Origin of the sequence: Proteiniclasticum sp. (genome assembly GCF_032054185.1) — a bacterium.
In the GTDB taxonomy this organism is placed as follows: Bacteria; Bacillota; Clostridia; order Clostridiales; family Clostridiaceae; genus Proteiniclasticum.
The window spans coordinates 84,102-108,321 of sequence record NZ_DAMBTF010000011.1; the positions used below are offsets into that span (position 1 = coordinate 84,102).

Consider the following 24,220-nt stretch of genomic DNA (forward strand, 5'->3'; position numbering starts at 1 on the left):
AAAATCACAGTGGAACATAAGTGTGCTCCACTGTGATTCTCAGTGACGATATGCTATGCGTATTCTATCAGCTCAATTGAGCTGATGATTTCTTGTCCCAGTAAAAGTACACAGGAAGGCCGGTAGCTATGATGACAACCGCTGCGATAAGTCCTGGAATTGGAGCCCAGAGGAACGTTGACACTATAAGGGTTCCTGTGGTGAACATTGCCATAAGAGCCATGAATCTCCATGCTGGTGCTTTCCATAGTGGTTTGTAGGTAGCCTTCTTTCGATGAACGAAGATTGTTCCAAAGGTAAGAAAGTTCTTAACCAAGGCCACCAGAGTAAAGTATCCAAGAAGCTCTGTAATGTTAGATGCAAATATCAGGATGATTCCCATTGCACACTGAACTAGGATGGAGAAATAAGGTGTTTCCCACTTTGGATGTACTTTTGCAAAGGATTTGAAGAACAGTCCGTCTTTCGCCATTGCATATTCCATTCTTGGCTGGAACATGATACAGCTGGATAATGATCCAATGATGACTATAATCGCCATTACTGCCACAAGGTTACTCGCCGCTCCACCGATACCAGGAATCTTCGATACAGCAAGTGCAACTGGTGCATCAGAGCCTGCAAGGGTTTCGATAGGCGTAAGTCCGGTGATAACTGTTGAAAGCGCAGTATAAAGTACGATGATGAGAAGTACAGAGATAATAAGCGCCTTAGGCATGGTCTTCTTTGGTTCTTTGATTTCACCAGTCATATAGCAGACAGCACCCATGCCGTCGTATGACCAGGTTGTTGCAGATATTGCAGCCAATAAGGCAAGTATACCTGTTGGTGCACCTGCAATAGCTGGGGCGCTTATAAGATCGCCCTTCACATAGAAAAGACCAAGTCCGATCAGAAGTGCGAAAGGCAGAATCTTGAAAGCTGTAATGAAGGTCTGGAACTTGCCGCCTCCTTCAACTGAACGTAGGTGTATGGTCATGAAAAGCAATACCAGTACGGTGGCTGTAATCTTAATCATGATTCCTGAGATCCCCAGGAAGTATGCCATGTAGTTGGCAATAGCAAGTGCCATGATGGAAATTGATGGTGGGTCAGTTGCCCAGAAGCTGATCCATCCTACAAGAAAAGCCATAGGCTTAGATCCTGCTTCTCTGAAGTATACATACTGTCCGCCATTTTCTGGATATGCTGTGGCAAGCTCTGCATAGACAAGATTTGCGGGGATATTGATAAGTCCCCCGATTAAAAATGCCAGTATTGTTATAATAGCTGATCCTGCAGCACCTGATACTTCTCCAACGGATGAAAAAATGCCTGATCCGACGGTCGTACCTACACTGATTGCCACTGCAGCACTAAGTCCAAGCTTTCTCTTAAGTTCTGTTTTGTATGCCTGATCAATTTCTTGTTCCATGTTCATTTTAATCCCCCCGGTTTTTTAGTCACCATCTGCCAAAATACTCTCCGGATAGTTTCCAGCAATAATGGTATTTGAAAGATTCATTCATAGAATATGAATTGTACATCTTTCGGTAAACTGTTATAAGTCAAACATCAATAGAATCAGCATTTTATTTGCTTGATTATATTTTATACATGTTTGCTTATTTTTGAACCAATTTCAATATAGCACGCTAAAAATCCCTCGTCAATAGTTCTATTTAAACTTTTACATTCAGTGTCAGATATTATTTCACGCTAGAAATGATCAGGGAACTGTTAGTAATAGATGAATCTACTAGAATCGACTGAGCCATTCCTTTCAAAAAATGAAGAGGTACTGATTTTTTAAAGTTATATAACTTTAAAGAGTACTCCTTGATGAATGTCCCCATTAAGCTGATTTCATTTCTGAACAACTTAACCCTTAGTTGTCCGCAATTATTCAGGCTTAAATAAAAGACAGCCAGTTTCCGCAGAAACTGACTGTCCTCTAATTAGGTTAAATTATTCTACTTCTCTGTAGCTGCATTCTTTCCGGCAATTCTTCCAAATACCAGAATATCAGTTAGTGCATTTCCGCCCAGTCTGTTACCTGCATGGATTCCTCCAGTCACTTCGCCAGCTGCGTAGAAACCTGGAATTGCTTTTCCATTCTTATCCAGCACCTGTGCTTCATCGTTAATCTGAAGTCCGCCCATGGTGTGATGAAGAGATGGTGAACGAGGTGTTGCGTAGAAAGGTGCAACCTCGATTTTAGGTCCAAAGTTCGTTTTGCCGAACTCAGGATCTTTCTGATTGTCGATGAATGTATTGTATTTTTCAATTTCAGCTACAAGCGTATCCGCCGGTACGCCCATCTCTTCTGCCAGCTCTTCAAGAGTATCGGCACGATATATGCTCTTAGTTTCCACCAGATCATCGATGACATCGCCCCATCCATTCTTAGCGCCTGGCTGAGGATCTCCTGCTGTCACCTGATCGCAGATGATGTAGAACAGGCTATCCGTCTGCTTAAGTGCAGCACTTGCAAGGGTATCTCTTTCAGCATATTCATTGACAAAACGAGTCCCTTCTTTGTTTATGAATACCTGGGATTCAGCACTTCCCCATACACCGCCAGAAAGAGCTCCGGTTTCAGGATGTGAACTAGGCATAAGCTGTGCAAATCCCATTCCCACAAGATTAGCCCCTGCAGAAATACCCATGTTGATTCCGTCACCCGTTGCATTGGATGTATTGGTGCTCTTCATGTCTTCCGGAATGGTCGGCCAGTATGTATTGTACTGTGCCACCATCTTTGCGTTGGCCCCAAATCCTCCGGTTGCCATGATGACACCTTTAGCTGCATGTAGTGTAACCTTTGTTCCATCTGTCTTTACAGCCTTTACACCAACCACACGACCATTTTCGATGATCAGTTCTTCAGCCTTGGTCTCCAGCATAAACTCTGCTCCGTTTTTCTTCGCATCTTCTGCCAGCGGATTGATGAATCCAACCCCTACACTGGTGGATAGTCCATGAGTTCTTGGCCACATGGCACCTAGCACAGTACCGATTCCGTCATTGATTTTTATCGTCTTATCTTTTGAAACAAGCCAGTTAAGGGCATCCAGAGCTTGACCTGTAAGCTTCTTCGCTAAAGTGTATGTGCTGGTTATTTCTTCACCATTTTTATCTTTACGCTTTCCGCCTATGTAGATCTGATACATATGAAGTTCTTCTGAGTCGAACAGTTTGGTGGTATCTCCCTCAGCAAAATACTTCCTGATCTGCTCCTTTAATGTCACGACAGTATCCTTGAAGTCGCCAAACTTGTTTTCATCCACTTCTAGAATGGATTTAAGATCATTGATTAAAGCATCATTCATTTCAACTGCCGACTGTCTTTCCTCATCCACAGCATTGTAGGCACCACCTGCACGAACAGTATTCCCACCTAAGGATGAACCTTTTTCTACGAGAATGACCGATGCACCATTCTCTGCAGCTGAAGCTGCAGCTGCGGCTCCAGCACCGCCACCGCCGATGATTACAACATCAGCAGTCTTTTCGATGGCTTCCTTTTCTCCAACCTCGACAACTTTATTTTTTAACGCCTCCACATCTCCGCCAGCTTTTTCCACGCAAGCTTCAATCGCAGCTAAAAGACCTTTGCTGGAGTTCGTAGCACCTGCAACAACATCCACATGAAGAGTCTGTCCAGTGAGTATCTCATCAGGAATTTTCTCGAAAACCGGTTTAGCGATATCCGGAGTTTCTTCATTATCACCCACCACAATAGAAAGTATTTCTGTTTCACTGAAAGTTACGGTTACCGGAATCTCTCCATAGTTTCCTTCCCCTGTTGCAGTATACTCTCCAGCCGTATAAAGCTTTTCCGTCCCACCTTGAGCCGGTGTCTCTGGAGCCGTTTCATTTTTGGATCCACAGCCGCTGCCTGCAAGCATGAGTACCAGCATAAGTGCTGCAGCTATTTTCTTTTTCCACATAAATTAATCCCCCTTATAAGTTTGATATTTAACAAACTTATTGTATACCCTGGTCCAACACCAAGGTCAACAGGGGAATCACTTTATTCTATGGGTAAATATGCAAAATGATAATTAACCTTCTGACCGTTTTCAACCCTGGAAGAGATAAACATCGTCATGACATCTCCAGTCAGTATGAGACCTTTTTCCTGGAGATACTGAAGAGGTTTTTCCAGATGCTTCATCGATATCATTTCTTCGTGATTTTTACGTATAATCGTATGGATGCATTTTCTCTTAGGAGATGATTTCGCAAAAGAAGGTATAGGAAGCGGCCAAAGCTTTGAATTATCCATGGATATACATAGTGCCATATAATAGGAAAATGGTTCTTCACCCTTCAGAGCAGCATACGGAATTCTTCTGGTGTAATAAGTTAAAGGCAGAAGCTCCATCCAGGCTCGTACATACGGAAGAACTTCTTCATCCTGAAGCAGCTGATCCTTATAAGAATGTGGAAGATAGATCAGCTCAGGTAACATTACTTCCTCGTAAAAGGGTTCTCCTTTTTCAATAAGATCATAATACCTTTGAAATGTGATGAGCTTCTCTAGCTTTATCTGTTCAAAGGCGATCTGGCGTTTCTGTTCGACTATGCGGCTTGAAAAGGCATGCTGAAGCTCATCATTGGACAGATTCTTCATAATAACTGCGACTTGGGATAAGGAAAAACCTAAGCTGGAAAACCATCGTGAAGTAGATACAATCCTGACATCCATATCGGTATAATAGCGATAACCATTTTCCTGATCCTGAAAAGGTCTGATGATTCCTTTCTTTTCATACTGACGCAATGTATCTACCGTCAGCCCCTGCATGCCGGCAAATTTCTTGATGGTGTAGTTCATGATTTCCCTCTCCATTCATTTATAGTTTCAGTTTTTTCATTTGTTAACCCACGCGGTATGTAGGAACTTATTTATTGCAATCAGGAATAAATACTGATTAAACACGGATAAGCACCCATGCTACTTAAGAAAATAACGTTTATATTGAAGAACCACAATGGTTAAAGATAAAAGGATTTAAATAGCAGCCAGACTATAGACAGCCAAATCAGCACAATCGGTATAGCATAATACCATTTTTTAGGTTTACCGTTTTCCCACATTCCTTCGGCTTCAATCCTGAAACGAATGAAGGTCTCATCTGGAATCTGACGAACAGTCAATGTTATTAAAGCCGGGAGAATGATCATGTCGTCCAGATAACCAAGTACCGGTATAAAGTCCGGAATCAGATCGATAGGAGAAAGAGCATATGCGATTGTAATTGCAGCCAGAAGTTTTGCTGCCAGTGGGGTGTCTTTGCTTTTCAGGCATAAGAATACTGCAGGTATATCTGTTTTCAGCTGTTTTGCTCTTTCTTTCAGATTCATTTTCTCACCTCGTCCCCTTTCATATTAATGTATTTCTTATGAAACTTTCACCATTATACGCTTCTCCTGAATTAATGGACTATTCCCTGTATCCCATCATAGGCAGTCTTTTCCATACCTCTAGAATATTTTGACAGAATTATCCGGAAGGATTGTATACGACACAGCTTCTGATCTAGATGGTATAAAGATGGACCTTCCTTCCATACTTTTCAAGAAGCTCCATTAATCTATTGATCTGATTGACCTTATAGTTATAGTTGTATGAGAATCCAGGTTCCTGATGAGCAGGATTGACAGCAGTGCCCATAAAGAGCTTGATCTCTGTGGCATCATTAAGAAGCATTCTGCTTAATCTTGCTGCAGCATCAGATGAATAAAGCCTCTTCAGGATATTTTCACTTAATTCATCACCAGTTAATCCTTCAAGAATACTGATCACCTCACCAAGAGTAAGAACGCCTTCGGTGACAAGATCCGCTCCTTCCATCAAAGCCACAGGTGGAAGCTTTGCAGTGATGCAGCTCATATCGATGGATAGCGGAATATCGAGTTCTCTTGAAATGATGTTTGCCGTGGTACCACCTGAGATCACCTTTATCCCTTCTGCATCCATAAAAGATCTTGCAAATACCACATCATCTTCCGGATGAATGGGTGGACCGGTGAAGAGATTGAGGATCTTCTTCTCTTTCATGGACAGGCACAGTACACTGGCATCGTCCCCCGGTTTTAGATCGTAGAGTACATTGGTGTATCCCAGAACCTCATGAGCCAGAATATTCGTTGATTCTCTCTTAAGGGAGAGCTCTTCGATAAACTCTTTGATGTTCTCCCACTTCCATCCGAAATTCAGAAGTTTTCCTACTCCTGCATGGACAACCCCATCACTGATCACCGTCAGGTAGTCTCCTGGGACCATACTGATCTCTGACTCATAGATGATCTTTCCATGGATCTCTCTTCTCTTTTTATGAGGCATGCTGAGCTTTCCTTCCCTGAAGTAGAAATAGGAAGGGTTGTCGAATTCAACAATACTGATCTTTCCGCTGTTATCCGCCATGATGATGGTAAAGGTGGAATAGGCGAGCTTTCTCACCGAGCACACAGGAAGAGTGCTCGTTATGGTTTCGATGGTATCTTCAAGTGTTGCGTCTTCCTTCAGCATGGTCACCGCAATCTTTGCAGTAAGTGTTGCCAGGATATTGGCTTTCACTCCACTGCCCAGACCGTCAGAAAGAACCATGATCTTCCTTGTCCCATTCTCTGCAATCTCTATATGGTCTCCACATAGCTCCTCACCGTATTTATTGATCGAAAGATGTGTAACATCCATATAGTAGTCCATCAGTTTCCTTCCTCCTGAACAAGATCCTTCAGCTTATTGAGCGCAATCTTAGTCTCAGCTGTGGTTTCTCCAAGAAGGCTTGCGATTTCATGGGCAACTCTCATCTGTTTTTCGATGACCTTATTGGTTATGGCTATGGTGTTTTCTTTCATCAGCTGCAGCTCATCTCTTCTGTTTTCTTCCTCTGTGATGTCAGACATGATGACAAGGATCTGATTGTCCTTAGGCAGGAAAATGATGCTCTGCATGACAATAAGACCGAACTCCTTATATGCTACTCTTCTGCTCAGCGCATTGATTCTTGTCCTTCTGACTTCCTCAAAGCCGCTGTGATCAAGAAGTATCTGGATCGGAAAATTCTTGAACTCACTTGCCTTGGTGTTGAAGGTCATCTCGGCAGATGGATTGATCTGCAGAATACAGAGATCCTCATCCAGCACAAAGATCATATTGGGTGAGTTATAGAAGATGATGTCGCTCATATGCTCGGCTCTTGTTCTCATGAACGGCATGCACATCTCCACATCCGACATTCCATCCAGAACTGCCCTCGCTTTTTCTCGGCAGCTGTCATAGCCGCAGGCACCGCAGTCCAGTTCATCCTTTGGCTTTCTCTTGCCCATGCGGGCAAGGGTCATCACAATCTCTTCTTCTGAGTACTGATTTCTCTTTATGGGGCATTTAACATAGCTTGTGGAAAGATCGATCCCCTCATAGGAGAGTTCTCCTGTCTCACCTTGCCAGCCTTCTTTGACATGACTCTTGACCAGCTGCTTTCTCTGGAAGGTGCTTATGGCTTTCTTCGGGACACAAGGACCCGAGATACAGGACTCATGGCAGGCATTAAGCTCCAGAAAAGCAGGCTTAAGCATTCCGCTCTTCAGCTCCTCAAGAACTTCCTTGACCTGACTGATGCCTTCAACATGAAGTCTGTCATAGCCGTTCTTGTTCAGCGCCGCTTCAATGCCCTCACTGATTCCGCCTTTAAGGGGATATTTCTTTCCCGATGCTCTACCTGAGACGTCAGGCTCATAGGGACTGAGCATTTCAGGGTCGAGATCCATCTGCTGGAACAGTATGCTGATTTCTTCCATGGAAATCACCGCATCAATTACCCCTTCGTTTCCGAAGGTCAGCGGCTCACATTTTTTGCTGAGGCATGGACTGATGAAGACGGTATAATCATCCGGATTTTCCGCTTTCACCGCTTTTCCCGTGGCCATCATGGGAGAGATCACCGGGATAAGGTAATCCGTAAGTTCCTCATAATATCTCCTGATGATGAGGTTCACCGTCGGGCAGCAGCTTGAGATGGCATATTCGGGTTTAGTTTCGGATATGTATTTCTCGTAGGCCGCCGTCACTTCATCTGCCCCTGAGGAGACTTCAACGATCTTCGAAAAACCAAGCTTCTTCAGGCCATGAATAAACCCGCCTTTGTTTCTGTAGAAGCCGGAGAATGAGGGTGCAATGAGTGCTACCACTGTCTTTCTCTGAAAAAACGCTTTCTTCAGTTTTGGCAGATCGCTCTGCACGTCTCTTGCATTCTGCGGACAGGCTAGAAAGCACTGACCGCAGGCTATGCATCTTGAATCGTCAATGATCGCCTGATGGTCCTGAAACCTTATGGCCTTAACAGGACATGCTCTCACACATCTGTAGCAGTTCTTGCAGTTCGCTTCCTTAAAGTTGATCAGCTGCATTTCTTCTCTCCTCCCACACTTTTTTCAGTGCTTCTTCTGCATTCTCCGGTGATAGAGAAATGAGCTTCCCGTCCATTCTCACACTGACACCTTCTGTGCAGTGACTGAGGCAGAAGCTGCCTTTAAGCTTAATATCATCAGTTAATCTATTACTTTCGATATAATTCTCCATAGCCTTTACGACTTCATAGGACCCTTTCAGATGACAGGAACTTCCTACACAGATTTCCACTTCCAGGGGACTGACTTCCAGCATAATTCCACCTCATACATATTTCATGATTTAGGACAAACAATGTTTAAAGTATAACATTGGGTTAATTTTTTAACAACTTTTAGCGAGCCAGATTACATTATTTGTTGTCCTAGCAGCCTGCCTATCAAATTCCTGCCCCAGAGACCATTCATATCCGCGCTGATTCTCTATTTCTTATCGCCTCTATATGCTGCTTTGCTCTTCATTTCTGCTTAAATCATGAAAAAGCCCAGCACTTAACAGCTGTGTAATAATCTCACAGTCATATCGTTTATTGCATTACGAAATTCTTTGGGGTTCAGGCTATTAGACATAGCATTCAAATTTCAGGTAGTGCTATACTAGAAGAAATAAAAAGAATGAATAGATGGAGGTAAAAACATGAAAATCAATGCATGCAAAGCCATGGTAAAAGAGAATAATTTCTGTGTACTATCCACCTGCAAAGATAACCTGACCAACAGTTCCTTGATGCTTTATCTCTCAGATGAAGAAGGAATAAAGCTCTACATGCTCACCTTGAAGGGCAGTATGAAATATACAAACATGGAAGAAAATCCTGATGTGAGTCTTCTTATTGATACAAGAGAGCATATATTTGATGATGAGCCTCATGTCAAAGCCCTTACAGTGTATGGACGCTCAACGATTATTCACGACGAGAAGCTCAATCAGGATATCATCGATAAGCTGGTAGATCGGCATCCAAGTCTTAAAGCCCTAGCCTCCATGGATAAAGCCACCGTCGTCCAGGTGGAGGTAAAGAGTTTTCTCTACCTTGATGGAGTAAATGATGCCGAATATATCACTGTCAGAAAAAATGGTGAAGCAGACGGCAGACGGTAATAGACCGGCTCTACTCTATTCACGATATCCCGCAGATTCCTCGATTGAAAAGACGCGTAAACCGAAGAATGCAGAAAGCATTCCTGACATCAGCTTAAGCGTCTAAAGGCCAAATCCTATTGCAATCTTTGAAAGACAATTTAACGAAGCTTTTGTTTTCATAGAACCCTATACAGGAGGTGTTCACTTTGAAAGTGACCTATGCAATGGTCGATAAGCAGCTTAGACTCAGAGGATTCCTTTTCAATCTGTTTTTCCGTAAATCAAGTGAAGCCAAATTCCTTAAGCTCATGCATTCTGCAAAAAAGTTTGCTGAAAAGGCAAAAGGCCGCAAAATCAAGGGTATTCACTCTTCTGAAGAATGGATCACACGCGAAGATGGCACTATACTGCGATTATGTATCTACAGACCTAAGCACTCAGTAAATAACGTCCCTGGAGTTCTATGGCTTCATGGTGGCGGGTATGCTCTTGGAATCCCCGAGTTCTTTTTTGATTCCTACAAGAAACTGATTGGAGCCAGTGACTGTATTATCGTCGCACCGGATTACAGATTATCAATTGAAACGCCTTACCCTGCAGCTTTAGAAGATGCATATACTGCTCTTAAATGGATGAAGAGTCATGCGAAAGAACTGGGTATAAGACCCGATCAGCTGATGGTTGGTGGCGAAAGTGCAGGTGGTGGATTAACAGCTGCGCTATGTCTCTATGCAAGAGATAAGGATGAAGTGAAAATCGCTTTCCAGATGCCCTTATATCCTATGATCGATGACCGGATGATTACGGAATCTGCAAAAGAAAATAACGCACCTGTACTCAACTCCAGGATGAACGAACTCGCCTGGAAACTATATCTAGACAAGCTATCCGGGAAAGATGTTCCTTACTATGCAGCTCCAGCAAGAGCGACAGATTATCGAAATCTACCTCCTGCTGTTACATTTGTAGGTGATCTTGAACCATTCCGAGATGAGACCATCCAGTATGTTGAAAACCTTAGAAAAGCAGGAGTGCCTGTTGATTTCAAGGTTTTTTCGGGCTGTTATCATGGCTTCGACATAATCAATCCGAAGGCAGATGTAAGCAGGGATGCAACTGCATTTTTCATCAATACTTTTAAGTGTGCCGTAGATAACCTTGATTCCAGATCAAAACAGCTCTAGCTTAAATGCAAATGTGACGATATTTCCTCTACATCACTTTCCAGTAGTTTCAGTTCAGTAAATGTAACTGGTTCAATCCATGTAGCTGTTTTTCTTACAATATTATACATCTATTACACCTTACCTTTTCATTCCTAGTCAGATCCCATCTCATTTTTGATCATACTAATCCCATAGTATTCCGCCATTGTCTTCGATTAAACTATGTTTACCACATATTGGACAAGGATAACTAGTAATATTGATGTGATTTAAATCTAGCCGATTCAATTCAATTCTACAATTCGGACATTGATGTTCTATTTCTAACGAACTATCCTTACTTGATAGCTTGATATGAAATTTACCATGAAAATCTTTACACTTCGAACAATAATAAACTTCATGCCCATAATCAGCAGCAATTTCCCCATCTGCTTCATTCAAGAACTTTTCTATTTTTTCTAGCATTACTTTCGACTTAACAAGTTCTGGAAGCAATGCAAATTTGGAAGATACATCTAATACTCTTTCGGGACTATACATCATCCCAATACCAACTAATAATTCTTTAGTATAATCACAATTCTTACATTTTATTTGATAACTACTTCCCATTTATAGTTTCCCTCCCCATTTATACTCAAGTACCAGTTGCTATAAAAAAATATAAAATACTTAATTTAGAACCCTCACATACCAATGAAGTCTAACAAATCCGCATAAAAGTCAAAATATATTTTTCCACTCTCCATATAAAGTAATCTATGTCAATTTTCTTCATCAAGTATCCCTTCTCTGGAGAAACACCAAGATGATGTTCAAGCATAAGTTCTGCAAATGATGTCCCATCATACAACTTTACAAGCGTATTGCTTGCCTACATATTTTTCAATCGAACTATTATTACTTGGTCAAGAGAAACATCCCTAATATTACAACGTTCTAGCCCACGTACATATGTCTTCAGACCTAGCGCATTGATAGTTTTGTTCATATACTCTACAAGTGATGCTGTTCTTCTTTTATATCCAAAACTCCTTATTATGGTTCTTAGCTTTATTCTGCAATATTTTTTTCCAGGAGTTAATAAAAGTTGAATCTTTATGACTTTAAAATAACTTGCAATTACATCCTGTTCAAACTCCTGATCACACAACAGATACTTACTTCCCATCTCTTTAAGAATATAATTAATCTCATCAACGTAATCAAGACTTCCATCCAGTTTATTCATCTCATGCCGAATCAAATTTAAAAACTGTTTCTTTTCAGCTTTATATTTTGCAGCTAATAATTCTTCTCGTCTTTCCCAAATAGACTCTAATATTCCGTACTCTTGTTTAATAGGAAAATTTGCTGTTTTTATATAGACTGCTACATCAAATGCTGTACATAGATATTTCATTGTTTATCACTCTTCACCCAATTGCAGGTTCTACAAAGCAACTGTAAGTTTTCTGGAACTGAAAGGCCTCCCCACTTCATCGGCTTGATGTGATCAATATGAAATAATGCCTTAGTTGCAGATTTCTTTCCACATTTAGCACAGAAAAATTTTCCATCATCATCAATTGCTTTTGAATAAACACCTTCTTTTAATTTTTTCGCATAATCGGGACAAGCTTTTAACATCTCATAAATAGTCAATTCTTCACAAGATCTGTCGGCAAAAGTAGCATTCCTTCCTGGAAGGGTATACTGCTCAGGATTGAAAATTTTATCTATTTCAGTTTCTAACTGTCTTTTGTAAAAATATTTATTACCGAAGTAAATTCTCATAAGGCCTGTCTCATCATCCCACAAGCTATTGATAAAAACCTCTTGATCTTTGCGTCGCATGTCTTTGTCTACTATTTCTTTTGCGACAAGCGATAAATCCACTTTTCTTCTATCAATCTCCTCTATGGGCACATAGAGCGGTTCTGATTCCTTTTGAGCGAAGAACTTCATCAGATATTCTATGTCTTTTCTATTATAAGGAGGTATCATTTCTTCGTAAAAATAAGTCTTCTCGTATACCTCACATATCTCATCAAATGTACTAGGTTCAATTGTCTCTTCGACGACTGCATATTCTTTGAATATATCGGATAGTGAAGAAACAAGTTCCTCATAAGCATTTTTCGTACTATCATAGATTAATATTTGGTGATTTCTCTCTAAGCTATTTTCATCAACAAATGAAAATACATACATTCCGATTGGCACTCTTTGGATAAAATCAATACTCTCTAATAGCCTGGTATCGACAGTTTCGTCTATAAGGCGTGCAAACTCTTCGATTTTTGCAATAGAAATGATTCTGAAGTTTCTCTTTACATAGTTTAGTGGTTCATGAGTAGGAAACTCACCTTCATTAATTAGAGACTCAGGATTAACCCATGCTATTTTATTATTCCAATCATCCACAAAGCTAACGATATATGCCTTAGCAGTCCCTCCTGCCTTTTCACCTCTAAGCGCTCTTCCAACCATCTGTGTCATCAACACAGTAGATATTGTAGGCCGCGTAAGAAATACAGTTTGTGTTTTAGGTAAATCGGTTCCTTCAGTAAGTATGTTTACGTTTATTAGTACAGGAAGATCTCCCTTTTTAAACGCTTCAATTTGTCTTGCATTTTCTTCATTGGAAATATCTATACCTATAAACTCCGCTTGGGTTCCAGAGACAATCACTCCAGCCTCGAAATCCTTTTCTTCTCCATCTTTATTTCTGATTTTCACATTGTTCTTCTTACCATATTTTTCAAACAGACCCTTTAATACAAACGCATGAGTTCTGTTTAATGCAAACACTAATGTTTGTCCATATGTCTGATAGTTAGCAAAATATCTTTGGACAATGATACTATTACGACTACTATTATTAGCGATTTCTTCTGCCATGTCTTCTGGTATAACATCCAAGAACTCAATACTTTTCAGTGCCTTCAATCCTAGCGAATCACCAAAATCAATATTTGTATTACAGCTCTCGGGAACTGGCTTTGATAGAATACCTTTCTTCATTAGCGTTAATAAATCAATCTGATACAGAATATCATCCGTGAAAATCTTACCAAGTAATCCTTTTTCTTTTTCAGATGTTCTGAACGGAGTTGCTGTCAATCCTAATAATTTCAGGTTCCTTGCACTGTCCTCAACATAATCAATAATTCTTCCATATGATTTTGCAGTAGCATGATGAGCTTCATCGATAATTAAATAAACATCTTGATCTTTTAGCCACTTACCTATCATATCAAAGTTATTGACAATGCTGTCTTTGCTCGCAATTAAAACATCATCTTCTTGTTTGATGTGTATTGGCTTATCATGCATACCAGAGATGATTCTATATCTAAAATTCGTTTCGTTCATCATAACATCAGAGTAACAGTTATTCACAAATGAATCCGCTGCCTGCTCTAATAACAGATGTCTGTGAGCGATCCATAAAACCTTTTTCTTTTTATCAACAGCATTTTTTAGCAACCAATAAACCGCAGTTAGTGTTTTCCCTCCCCCAGTAGGCAATACCAATATAGAATGAAAGGTCTCTCTCTTATTAATTTCGTTCAACTCAGTCATTGCTTCTATCTGATGTTCATGTAGTGTGATAGGATTTCTTCCGCTGATTACTTTGACTATTTGAGCGTTTTTATTTGGAACCATCATTTATTCATCCCTCCGATATCACATTTTCATTGTTCAAAAGATCTATTTAAACCACATACAGTATACTTGGTGACCCGTATTTGGCATGCAAGCACATAATTCCACTCACATGGATTCAGTAATCCAATAACTCGAGAAAGTTTTTAAGGATGCATGTAATAATACTTTCCTCCCTTAATGTAAATCGATACATTATCTCGTTGCAGTTTCCGAGGTTGTCCCACTACGAAGGGTACTTCTTTAGTTTGTTCCCTGACTATTTCAATGAATGTATCATCCAACTCTTTTTTTCTCCAGTCTTTGTTAAATACACCCGGAATATATGAAATAATCCCAGCGACTCCATCTTTGTTGACTTTTTTATTCGATAAATCAACTCCAAACTCTTCAAACTGAATGTCATGCCAGCCGCTCAAATCAACTCTAGCTTCATTAGCTTTTATAATGTACTCCTTATAGGTCGAGAAACCTAAATCTTCAGATAAATCTCCTAAACTGAGAACAAACATTAAATTGCTGATTTCTTCTAGCAAGTTTATAAGTACTCTCTGATACTCGATCAAAATTGATTCATCATTAATTTTTTCAACATACTTATCAAAGCCATCCAGTTCTCCTTTAATAGTATCCGAGATATTTAAGTTAACTTGATCTATCTGTTGCATGACATCTTCCTTCAATTGCTCTAAGTTATCCAGATTCCTCTTTCTGATTTCTTCATTTTCAACGATTTCCGAAGTAAACGTTGAGATTTCCTTTATGCGAGAGTGTGATGACATAATCCTTGATTTAAATTCCTGATCCTGAAATTTCTTGATTTCTTGTATATCGTCATCCATGTTATCAAGTTCAATACTAATTTCCTTGAATAGGAAATCTAAAGCAATTTCAGAAGCCAATAGATAATAACTTCTAACTATTTTGAAATATTGGGTTTGATCCGTTATTTTACTGAAATCCGAGTTAAACATATCCGTATATTTTTTTATCAAAGCTGGGTCATTGATTATGCCGTCTATCAAATCAATGATTTCTTTTGAAATGCCAGGACTGATTTCGAGTGGAATAGTAGTACGAAAAACATCTCCATCTTCACCGTAGCTTTTAGTCAATAAATCTTGAGAATCTGGAAACATTTTTTCAATCTGAGATATTACTTCACTATCAGTAATTTCATGTAATTTCTTTTTTTCAAAGTTGTCCTTTCCATCAACTAATTCAAAAAGAATTTTTGGTGCTTCTAATTCTTGTGGTTGTTCTGGTTCTTCTGGAATTGTTGGTTTCTCAGTCGTCCCTTCTGAAGTGTTAGGAGGTTCAGTACTCGGAACATCATTGTTATCAACTTTTCCCTGTGATATCGATGAACAGGATATTGTTGTAGTCATCATTAGAATTAAAGATATTATTTTAATTGATTGTTTCATAACATATCCCCAATCTTTCTAAAGTTCTCCCTTGTAATTATCAACATTAAGTAACAGTAGAGTTAGAACATAGACCTCTATTTATACTGACGTAGTATTCCAGTTCTTATGGTACTTAATGCATTTCAATTGTATATTCAGATTTATCTTCTAACTCAACTAATGCTGCAAAATAATTCATATGAACTTTACTGAGCTTCATCTGATAATTCTTATTATCCAGTACAACATCTACTAGATAGTAATCACCGCCAAAACTAGAAACAGATTCTGCAAATGCCTCACCTTCAACAACATCCTGAGCTACTGAAAGAAGCTGACTAAAATCCCGGTTGCCGCTGTATTTTGCCATTGTATAGCAATTTGGACATAATCCTAGTATATTGAAAGGTCTGTCGTAAAACCATGCGCCTTCTTTTTTCTCCTGTATGTGATATACGCTGATCCACTTCTTACCAGAATCAAAAACTATCTGTTTTCCGCACACCTGGCATCTGCAGTCATATTCCGCTTCAAGAAATGCTCGAGGATCAATACCACCCTTATCAATTAAAGATTCATCAATAGCCAGTTCAGTTCCCTTGTACATTTTTTTGGTCTTGATCACATCCCTCAGCTTTTTCTTGTAAACTTCAGGACCTTGGTTCAATGAATGTGCAATATTCTCGATGAGTGCTTCCCTAATTTCAAGTTCTTCTTCCGGATCTGGTCCAAGCTTCCAGCTTGTCATTTCAGATTCATTTCTCAAAGCAGTGCTGCCTGATAGTTTATCCTTTAATATAGATACTACTGCATCCACATTCTGTGAGACATTTACTTCAACCTTTTCAAAATCCTTTTTCTCAACTCTATCTTGAATAATTTCATTAGGATCTGCAGCTTCATTTAAATCTACAATATCAGTGTGATGAGTCTCTAAATCAGGAGTACTGTTTCTTTGTCCTGCTTCGGCTTTAGCAATACTCTCCTGTGTACGCTGCTGTCTTTCCTGACTTTTTCTTATCTCGCTAAGATCCTGATCGACATTTCTTTTTGGTGCGAATTCAACCATCAAGAGAATCTCCCTAATGATTTTATACTCGCTCAGTGTATTCTCTATTACAATTCTATTAGTATCAGGATCTTTGTATGGCAGTTTAACAACATATGATACACCTGAGCCTGTTTCCTCTCGATATGCAGAGAATCCTAATATGACGTGCGTAAGGACTGTCTTAATACCGCCAAATATTTTCAGCTTATCATCAAGTCTGTCAATCTCCATTGCTTCAATAAGATTGACGTAACTATTCAATATCGTCTTGCATTTCTCAAGTAAACTTCTGCTGATCACTGCACTTCCGACAATCTCCAGCTTGCCAAAACTGTCAGGCAGGATAAATCCGATTTCTCCTGCAGCTCTGTACAGGATACTTTTATCGGTCTTAATGAAATCCTCAGGTATCAGAACACATCTGACGTTGCTATTTAAGAAGTTCTGATAAAGTTCAGGCTCTCCCAGAATCAGTATTGGTGGCTTTTCAGCTTTAATTTCCACCCTAAACTCATCTATAATGAGCATTTTCTCATCAGCTTTATACGTATTCCACTCCTGAAGTAAATTTATCATCCGTTTTATCGTTGCTTCACCAAGTTCAGTTTCCGTTAATAGTGATGTTATTGTCCCTATATAGGATTCGATTGTTCCACCTTTCGCAAGACCAGATATCTCTCCGAGTTTCTTCCCTGATTCGCCATACTGTTCTTCTATCAATGGATCATCATCAATACTTATCTGACCTAATTTAAACTTTTTAAGGTCTGTCAGCCTTCCCGTATTCTTATTGAGTATCCGAATTTCATCATATGAGACATTTGAAGAAATCATGAGTGAAACGAAATCGATAATATCTCCAAATCTGTTTTCACTCACCTTATTCCACAATACTTCAAGGTCACGATAATTCAGATCTCGTATCTCCAGAGTCTCAAGATAAAGGCTGCTGTATGATAGATGTGGATAGTAAACATCCTCACGGACCACCCCTCTTAAAAATTCATAAAGATACTGGAGTCTTCGGTCAATATGGTTCAACAGTATAAAAGCATTGGAACTGTGGGATATATCCCCATTAAATAGTTTAAGCGGAACATCTTTCTTCTCAACGCCTGCCCAGTCAAGATCTTTTAACTGAATACACCTTCTCTCGTTTCTTTTATAAATTACTAAAAAGTAACCTGGTATTGCCTTTCCTTTATAATAATAGGAATAATCATTGATCTCATTGTTTTGGAAGTGTTCTAGCCAGACACTATAAAGATACTTTTCGTATCCCTCTGAGAATACACCCTTACGGATAATTTTCTGATCAGTTTCGTCAAGCACAACTCTCTCTACTGTAACTCTATTCCCTAAAGTATAATCATTCTTTATTCGCTTTCTCCAGATATCAAAGCGATGTGGATCAGACTCTCTGAAATCTGCTGCATCTACATATTCTTCTTTTATCATATGATAAACAGGCTTGTGTCTTACCCCACATTCCACTAAAAAATCGTGAAAAAGTTTTTTATCTTCTATAATTCTGTTCTTGTGTGTTGCAGGTATAGAAATCTGTTCCAGACCGAATTGATCATAGATTTCTTCTACATCTGATATTCGCAAGAAGTCCGGAATCAGAAGTTCCTTCAACTGATAAACATTGTTATCTTTTCCGTAGAGCCATATTTCCTCCATTCCCTCCAAATATTTTCTGCTTGGTCGTGCGGTCTGCAGTTTACTGCGATTGTTATCAAAAACGCTAAAGAGCACTTTGTTTGTTCGTGATGTTTGCAGTTTATTGCTATAGTAATCAAAAACACTGATGAGCTTTTCAATACGCTTTTCAGGTGCTATATACCACTTGCTCTTCAGCTCTGGGATAATAAAATCAGAAAGCACTATTTCATCAGAAAGTTCACTGATGCCAAGCAGTTTCATAAGACTTAACAATGTTTCAGCAAGCTTGATATCAAGTTTCTCTTCCTCTGAAATTGTCTCTGATTCATCTTTTGCAGTTTTGTTGATCCTTAGATACGATGGATCAATTATCATAGCGTTACTCGAGAGTAAGTTACCTTCTTCAGATAGAGAATAGTAAGTCATCTTATCACTATTTAGTGATCTGAACCCATGATTTTCTATAGGGAAAATTTTCAGCTCTTTAATAGAATCAGTTTTAAGTTTTATGAAACTCTCACCCGGATTTTTGATTGATGAATGTCTATTTTCTAAAATCTCTATCATAAACCGGTAAAGACCTAACAGCTTTTCTTTTTTCTGTGTTAGATCAGTTGGCAATTCAATATTCCTAAGCGCACTCAATATTTTTATATCCGAAGCAAATTCTACGCCACACATACCCAGCTTTTTTCTTAAGTCAATGTTGTTGTACCAGTCGTGATGAAGAATATATTTTTTCAGGTGTTTGTCAAATCCATTCGCAAGTTCAGGGAATTCAGAAAATAGTTCATTGATATAAGGTGGAAATCCCATTACATAATCCGCGATCTGATACTTCGAATCCATACCAAAGGTTTTAACCCAGGCCTGATTTTTCAGTGCTCTCCTTGCCATGAAAAACACATAATATAGCTGATCGCTTCCATCGTTGATGGGTATCAATCTCTGGAATATTTCTGGTGAATCAATCACTTTAGACCAATGTGTAATTGCTCTGGCGATAATATCAGGTAATTCTGAGAGAAGATGCTTATTCCAGAGATTATTTTGAGGATCATGGATTCTTTCTCTGTCAGCTTTAGTTACCCCATCTACCTGCATATACACCGGAAGCGGTAATGATACAGATGTTGGAAGGTAGCAGAAAAGTCTGCCCTGATCGTTAACTTTGGTTCCACTCATAGCTGCTGCAAGGACCACTTTTCTGTCTACACTGCCAAGGCTGGTTCCAATTTTCTCCCATCTGGATGCAACCAGTTCTTCACTGAAATGTATGTTTTCGCTATAAAGGAGAAACTCTCTTTCTTCTCCAGTATTAAGCATTCGGAGTGTTAATCTGTCTCCTGATCGGTCTGCAGGGATAATTTCAATTTCATGTTTTTCATAATTCTCTTTTCTTTTATCAACCAGAACAAACTTTGATATCTTCTGAAGATAAATAAAGGTTTCTGCTTCTCCGCTAATATATCGTTTGAGTTCCTTATATATCTCCTCTGTTACGTGTGAATCGGTAAACCGTATAATCTGCCTCGTTCCACAACCCACTTCCTGAACATCAACTGCTTTTGGTACAATACACTGATCTTTCCCAAGGAGGAAATGCCATGGCCCGCTATGTATTTCTACAGTTTCAGCCAAAGCAAAGACAGATTTGAATCCTATTCCCTTTTCACCTATAAAGCTGGTCGAATTGCTCTTTTTAGACTTTTTAGTAGATGCACCTGTATCAGTGATAGAAATTATGTCTTCAACCGTAAATCCGATTTCGTTGTAATATATCTCCAACCCTTCATCAGTGACATGAAAATGTATCTCCGGAGTCCTGTCTCCATAATCAGCATCATCTGCATTCTGAATCAGTTCCATGAGAAAGTGCTTGCGGTCCTCATAAGTGGTGTCACTAAGAATTGTGAGTGAGTTTCTGTAGCCTTCAATAGCCCAGTCCATTTTCTCTCGCACGTACCGGAGTTTTTCCAAAGCTGCAGATCCAGGTTCACTTTTCCTGATTTCATCAAGAACTCTCTTTTTCTCAAATTCTATGTTAAATTCCAACTCACTCATCTCCAATCTCAAGTAAAGCTATCCCAGCTAAGGATATACTTAGTATCAGGTCATCCTTATCCTGCAATCTGCTGATTTTGTCTTCCGTTCTTTTTTTATCCTTTTCAATCTGTCCATTTAACAATCGAATAAATTCTTCACTTGGGCTTCTGCCCTCTCGATTTGATGAAAGAATATGATTGTCCAACCTTTTTTCCATTCTCTCAAGACGAACTTCGTATCCCTTTCTAAGTGAATTAACTTTGCTCTCGATAATAAATCTGTTCTGATTTCTAAAATTTTCTAGTTTGGTTTCCATTTGAAGTTCAAGCGCATTTCTCGTATTATCCAGAATATCTTCCAAATCATCTGGATTTACAATAACTTTACCTTCCCCATATGACTTGTGTCCAAGTAACCTCATAAAGGACGTGAAATCAAGATCAGGAATGTCATTTGTAGTAAGATTTATTGGTACTGCTGATAGATTAAGTTCTTTTCTGAATCCGTCGAATTCCACTTCAAAAATCGGAACAAAGTACTCACCAAAATCTAGGCCAAAATCCGAACCTCCGCCTTTCAGCTGAAACACTTTAAATATCCGCTCATTCTGCTCCATATATCCCAATATGAATTTCATCCAGTGTCCTGAAGGCGGAAGAAACACAGCGCCTGGTCTCTCGAGCGATTTCTGCCCATTGAACACCACAGGGACTTTGTTCTTTTTCTTAAGCAAAGGTTGGAGTTCCTCCAGTGAATGTTCACATCCCGGAAGCTTTGCGTATTCTTCTATATCTACAGACAAGGAAGGGCTTACGGTTATTTCACAGAAATCTTCTTCAATTTCCGTGAAATGGCAGTTATCCAGATTTTCCAGAAAAATTTTAGTCAGTCTCATGGAGTCTACAGGTTTCACGAAATCGGTCATGGTCATATTCGCAATAGTCTCTGAAATTTTGTCTTCACCGAGAAGTTCGTTTCTTCCATTTTCAAATCTTTCATTCTCAATTTTAGACTGCGCCAGTGCAATTTCAATTTCTAATGTTCGTTTCTCAATCTGTTCTTCTGTCAGAGAGTTTTCAAATATCCCCTTCTGAAGATCTGCCAGCTGCTGACCAATAATCGGTTCCATAAATCCGACACTGTCCTCTATAAGCTGTATTCTGTCATATAGTAGATGGTATATTTTTTCATCCACTGTGTCTTTAAGGTACATATTCGCGATGATGACTTTATCTGCCATCTGCCCGAAACGGTCGAGTCGTCCTATTCTTTGTTCTATTTTCATAGGGTTATATGGCATATCATAATTTATGAGAGCCTGACAAAATTGGAAATCAAGACCTTCTCCTCCGACTTCACTTGATAACAGTATATCAATTTCTTTATTCTTGAATTTTTCCATGATTTCATATCGACCAGTCACACCGTTAGTGGTCGTCAGAGGAACCTCTCCAGATATGATTTCAGCCCGATAGCCTTGCTTATTAAGTCTTTCCTTAAGATATTTCAGTGTTCTTCTAAAGAAAGAGAAGATTATGATCTGCTTGTTATCCAACTCAAGCATCATTCGATCAACCACTTCTTCAAGCTTATCCATTTTAGTATCTTCATGCGCGAGAATCGCGCTTTCCTCTATCAGCTGTTTGAAGATTTTCCTCAGCTCAGGACTAAGTCGATGCTGTATGATCTCATCTTCATCTTCTTCATCAAAAGGATTATCCTCAACAATCTGGTCTGATTCAACCGCCCAATGCAAGTAATCTTTCATAGCTGGGATGGAACTGGTAAGCATTCTCATAGGCATATTGGTTATAAAACCGAGAGCGACAGGATTTCCTCCCATCTCCAGATAAGCTTCCTGAACGGCTTCAATGGTTTTAAGATAGAAGGCATACTCCCTTTCACTTAACTGAACAGGTACTTTAATGACATCTCTAGTAACTCGGTGACTCATGGACTCCCTTTTCAACGTTCTTGTGAAAGAGCTATCCAGAGGGCTTAAGGAAGTAAGCATTCGGTCATAATAAGCAACCTCTTCACTACTTAACTGTCGACTTCCATTAATTCTGGCTTCAAGTTCCAAGACACCAGAATGACTTCTGATAATCATTCCAACCCCTTCAGATGATAACTGATGGATCTCTCTGGAGATTTCTCCATTATATTTCATGTCACGCATTGAAATGAGTCTCCGAATTTTATTCAGAGATTTTACTGGCGCAATAAGAGCTTCAAATGTCTGCTTATCTGGAAAGAGTGCAGGATTTAAAATATTCATCTGATTAAACAGATCTTCATCTCTCAGATTCAGTGGTGTAGCACTTAGCATAACCATCATCTGAGCCAATGCACTCATCAGATGTCCAACCTGATTACTCTCCGTTCCATTGTTTCTCATATGGTGAGCCTCATCAACTACTACAAGTGACCATAAAGGATCCAATCTGCTTGCCGCAAACTCTTCTAAATACTTCATAAATTTAGCTGTTCTTATAAGCTGAATACTGACTATTCCCCAGGGGTTCTGCATATGCTTACTTTCTCTTAGTATTTTGAACATATTCTCAAGACTTTTACCGTCATGGAGATGAAACTTAAGATTAAATCTACTATCCATTTCCTTTACCCACTTAGGTCCAAGGACATTTGGACATACAATTAGAACTGGCTGATTCCTGTCAATCCTACCTCTTGCCAGAAGCTCCATCAGAAGTAATCCTGTCTCTATAGTTTTTCCCACACCGACTTCATCAGCAATGAAAAGCCTTTCTTCAGAGCTTGGAGATATAAATTTTAATAGGGGTTTGAACTGATAAGGATTAAAGAGAGTCCTGCTTCCAAGATAACTGTATAGATTCCCCTCAATAGGTTTCTTCAGTCTGAACCAGGTTTCAAATAGCGCCAGGTCATCTGCATTACCGAACAAACCCGACTCAAATATCTGAACAATCTCATTTTCTGTATCTGCATAAAGCTCAAGATATTTCTCATTGAGTGTTTTTGATACACCATCGATCATAATTTTATATGCATACTCAGAATTTCCTTTTATCACTTTATTGATTGTTCCAATTTTACCGGAAGTGACTAACTTTACGTTATCTCCAACCTCAAACTTCGGATTTATACTCAATACACTAACCCCTCTTTCATTGCATTCTATTTTTCATCAACAGGGATGTTACAAGAGAGCCTTCTCTTTTACCCACTTGACTGGTTTTCCTTTGCCAAACATTTTAAGAGCAGTTTTGGATTTTACAGTTTTGGTACTGATATAGACCAAATAATCTCGTATACCTGAACAGTACTTCTGATTCTGCCACCTCTTTCTAATATGGACTTCTCGAATAAACTACATCCCAGCTAATCTTTCAATTGCAATCCAATAAAATATTCTCGGTAACCAGTATAGAATCTATCCTTCAATTGAAAGTTGTTATAGTAATATTCTCAATCTATTTAATAAAACATCATTTGAATCATTATGGTAATCATTATTACATTCACCAAAACGCAACTTCCAATCTTTTATGTAATTATCAATTATTTTTTGTAAACGAATACATTTATACGTAAAAAAAGAGACTTTAAAAGATATTTCTCATCCTCAAATATGTATTCATTAATGTTTGTAATAAGTCCCTTAAACTATATTTTATAATATTGAGATTATTTTTACAATCAAACTGTTAATGCTGAATTTAAATGTCTGAAAACTGACGGTGTCCAGTGTCCGCAAACT

At 39.1% G+C, this 24,220-nt stretch carries 15 protein-coding genes; 2 read left to right on the plus strand and 13 right to left on the minus strand.

Annotated features, from left to right (window positions below):
* Positions 1-67: 67 nt before the first annotated feature.
* From RTX25_RS08150 to RTX25_RS08180, 7 genes are all read right to left on the minus strand, one after another.
* Complete coding sequence (locus RTX25_RS08150) at positions 68-1,420, minus strand: amino acid permease (RefSeq protein WP_312652577.1); 1,353 nt, start codon at positions 1,418-1,420, stop codon at positions 68-70.
* A 532-nt stretch (positions 1,421-1,952) separates the two neighbouring features.
* Complete coding sequence (locus tag RTX25_RS08155) at positions 1,953-3,932, minus strand: flavocytochrome c (protein ID WP_312652579.1); 1,980 nt, start codon at positions 3,930-3,932, stop codon at positions 1,953-1,955.
* 83 nt (positions 3,933-4,015) lie between these two features.
* On the minus strand, positions 4,016-4,822 hold the full coding sequence (locus RTX25_RS08160) for a MerR family transcriptional regulator (RefSeq protein WP_312652582.1): 807 nt from the start codon (positions 4,820-4,822) through the stop codon (positions 4,016-4,018).
* Between the two features lie 161 nt (positions 4,823-4,983).
* On the minus strand, positions 4,984-5,352 hold the full coding sequence (locus RTX25_RS08165) for a YkvA family protein (RefSeq protein ID WP_312652584.1): 369 nt from the start codon (positions 5,350-5,352) through the stop codon (positions 4,984-4,986).
* A 175-nt stretch (positions 5,353-5,527) separates the two neighbouring features.
* Positions 5,528-6,700, minus strand: coding sequence for a SpoIIE family protein phosphatase (locus tag RTX25_RS08170; protein WP_312652585.1), 1,173 nt, complete (start codon positions 6,698-6,700; stop codon positions 5,528-5,530).
* Positions 6,700-8,403 (minus strand): [Fe-Fe] hydrogenase large subunit C-terminal domain-containing protein, encoded by a 1,704-nt coding sequence (locus RTX25_RS08175; RefSeq protein WP_312652587.1) that lies wholly within the window; start codon positions 8,401-8,403, stop codon positions 6,700-6,702. The genes RTX25_RS08170 and RTX25_RS08175 overlap by 1 nt, the downstream gene beginning before the upstream one ends.
* Complete coding sequence (locus RTX25_RS08180) at positions 8,384-8,659, minus strand: NAD(P)H-dependent oxidoreductase subunit E (RefSeq protein ID WP_312652589.1); 276 nt, start codon at positions 8,657-8,659, stop codon at positions 8,384-8,386. Before RTX25_RS08180 ends, RTX25_RS08175 begins: the two co-directional genes overlap by 20 nt.
* A gap of 381 nt (positions 8,660-9,040) precedes the next feature.
* Between RTX25_RS08180 and RTX25_RS08185 the strand changes: the two genes are divergently transcribed.
* Complete coding sequence (locus RTX25_RS08185; protein WP_312652591.1) at positions 9,041-9,505, plus strand: pyridoxamine 5'-phosphate oxidase family protein; 465 nt, start codon at positions 9,041-9,043, stop codon at positions 9,503-9,505.
* 194 nt (positions 9,506-9,699) lie between these two features.
* Entirely contained in the window at positions 9,700-10,671 is a 972-nt protein-coding gene (locus tag RTX25_RS08190) for an alpha/beta hydrolase (RefSeq protein WP_312652607.1), read from the plus strand.
* A 165-nt stretch (positions 10,672-10,836) separates the two neighbouring features.
* Here RTX25_RS08190 and RTX25_RS08195 read toward each other — a convergent pair whose 3' ends face one another.
* The 6 genes from RTX25_RS08195 to RTX25_RS08220 form a co-directional block, all read right to left on the minus strand.
* Positions 10,837-11,268: a hypothetical protein gene (locus tag RTX25_RS08195; RefSeq protein ID WP_312652593.1), complete on the minus strand. Its 432-nt coding sequence runs from the start codon at positions 11,266-11,268 to the stop codon at positions 10,837-10,839.
* A 262-nt stretch (positions 11,269-11,530) separates the two neighbouring features.
* A complete protein-coding gene (locus RTX25_RS08200) occupies positions 11,531-12,058 on the minus strand; it encodes a hypothetical protein (protein WP_312652595.1) in 528 nt (175 codons plus the stop codon).
* Complete coding sequence (locus RTX25_RS08205; RefSeq protein WP_312652597.1) at positions 12,055-14,310, minus strand: DEAD/DEAH box helicase family protein; 2,256 nt, start codon at positions 14,308-14,310, stop codon at positions 12,055-12,057. The genes RTX25_RS08200 and RTX25_RS08205 overlap by 4 nt, the downstream gene beginning before the upstream one ends.
* 143 nt (positions 14,311-14,453) lie before the next feature.
* The gene (locus RTX25_RS08210) at positions 14,454-15,734 is read right to left on the minus strand and encodes a hypothetical protein (RefSeq protein ID WP_312652598.1); all 1,281 of its coding nucleotides are present in this window, start codon (positions 15,732-15,734) and stop codon (positions 14,454-14,456) included.
* Between the two features lie 115 nt (positions 15,735-15,849).
* Complete coding sequence (locus tag RTX25_RS08215) at positions 15,850-20,487, minus strand: sacsin N-terminal ATP-binding-like domain-containing protein (RefSeq protein WP_312652600.1); 4,638 nt, start codon at positions 20,485-20,487, stop codon at positions 15,850-15,852.
* Position 20,488: 1 nt separating this feature from the next.
* On the minus strand, positions 20,489-23,611 hold the full coding sequence (locus tag RTX25_RS08220) for a helicase-related protein (RefSeq protein ID WP_312652602.1): 3,123 nt from the start codon (positions 23,609-23,611) through the stop codon (positions 20,489-20,491).
* Positions 23,612-24,220: the final 609 nt, after the last annotated feature.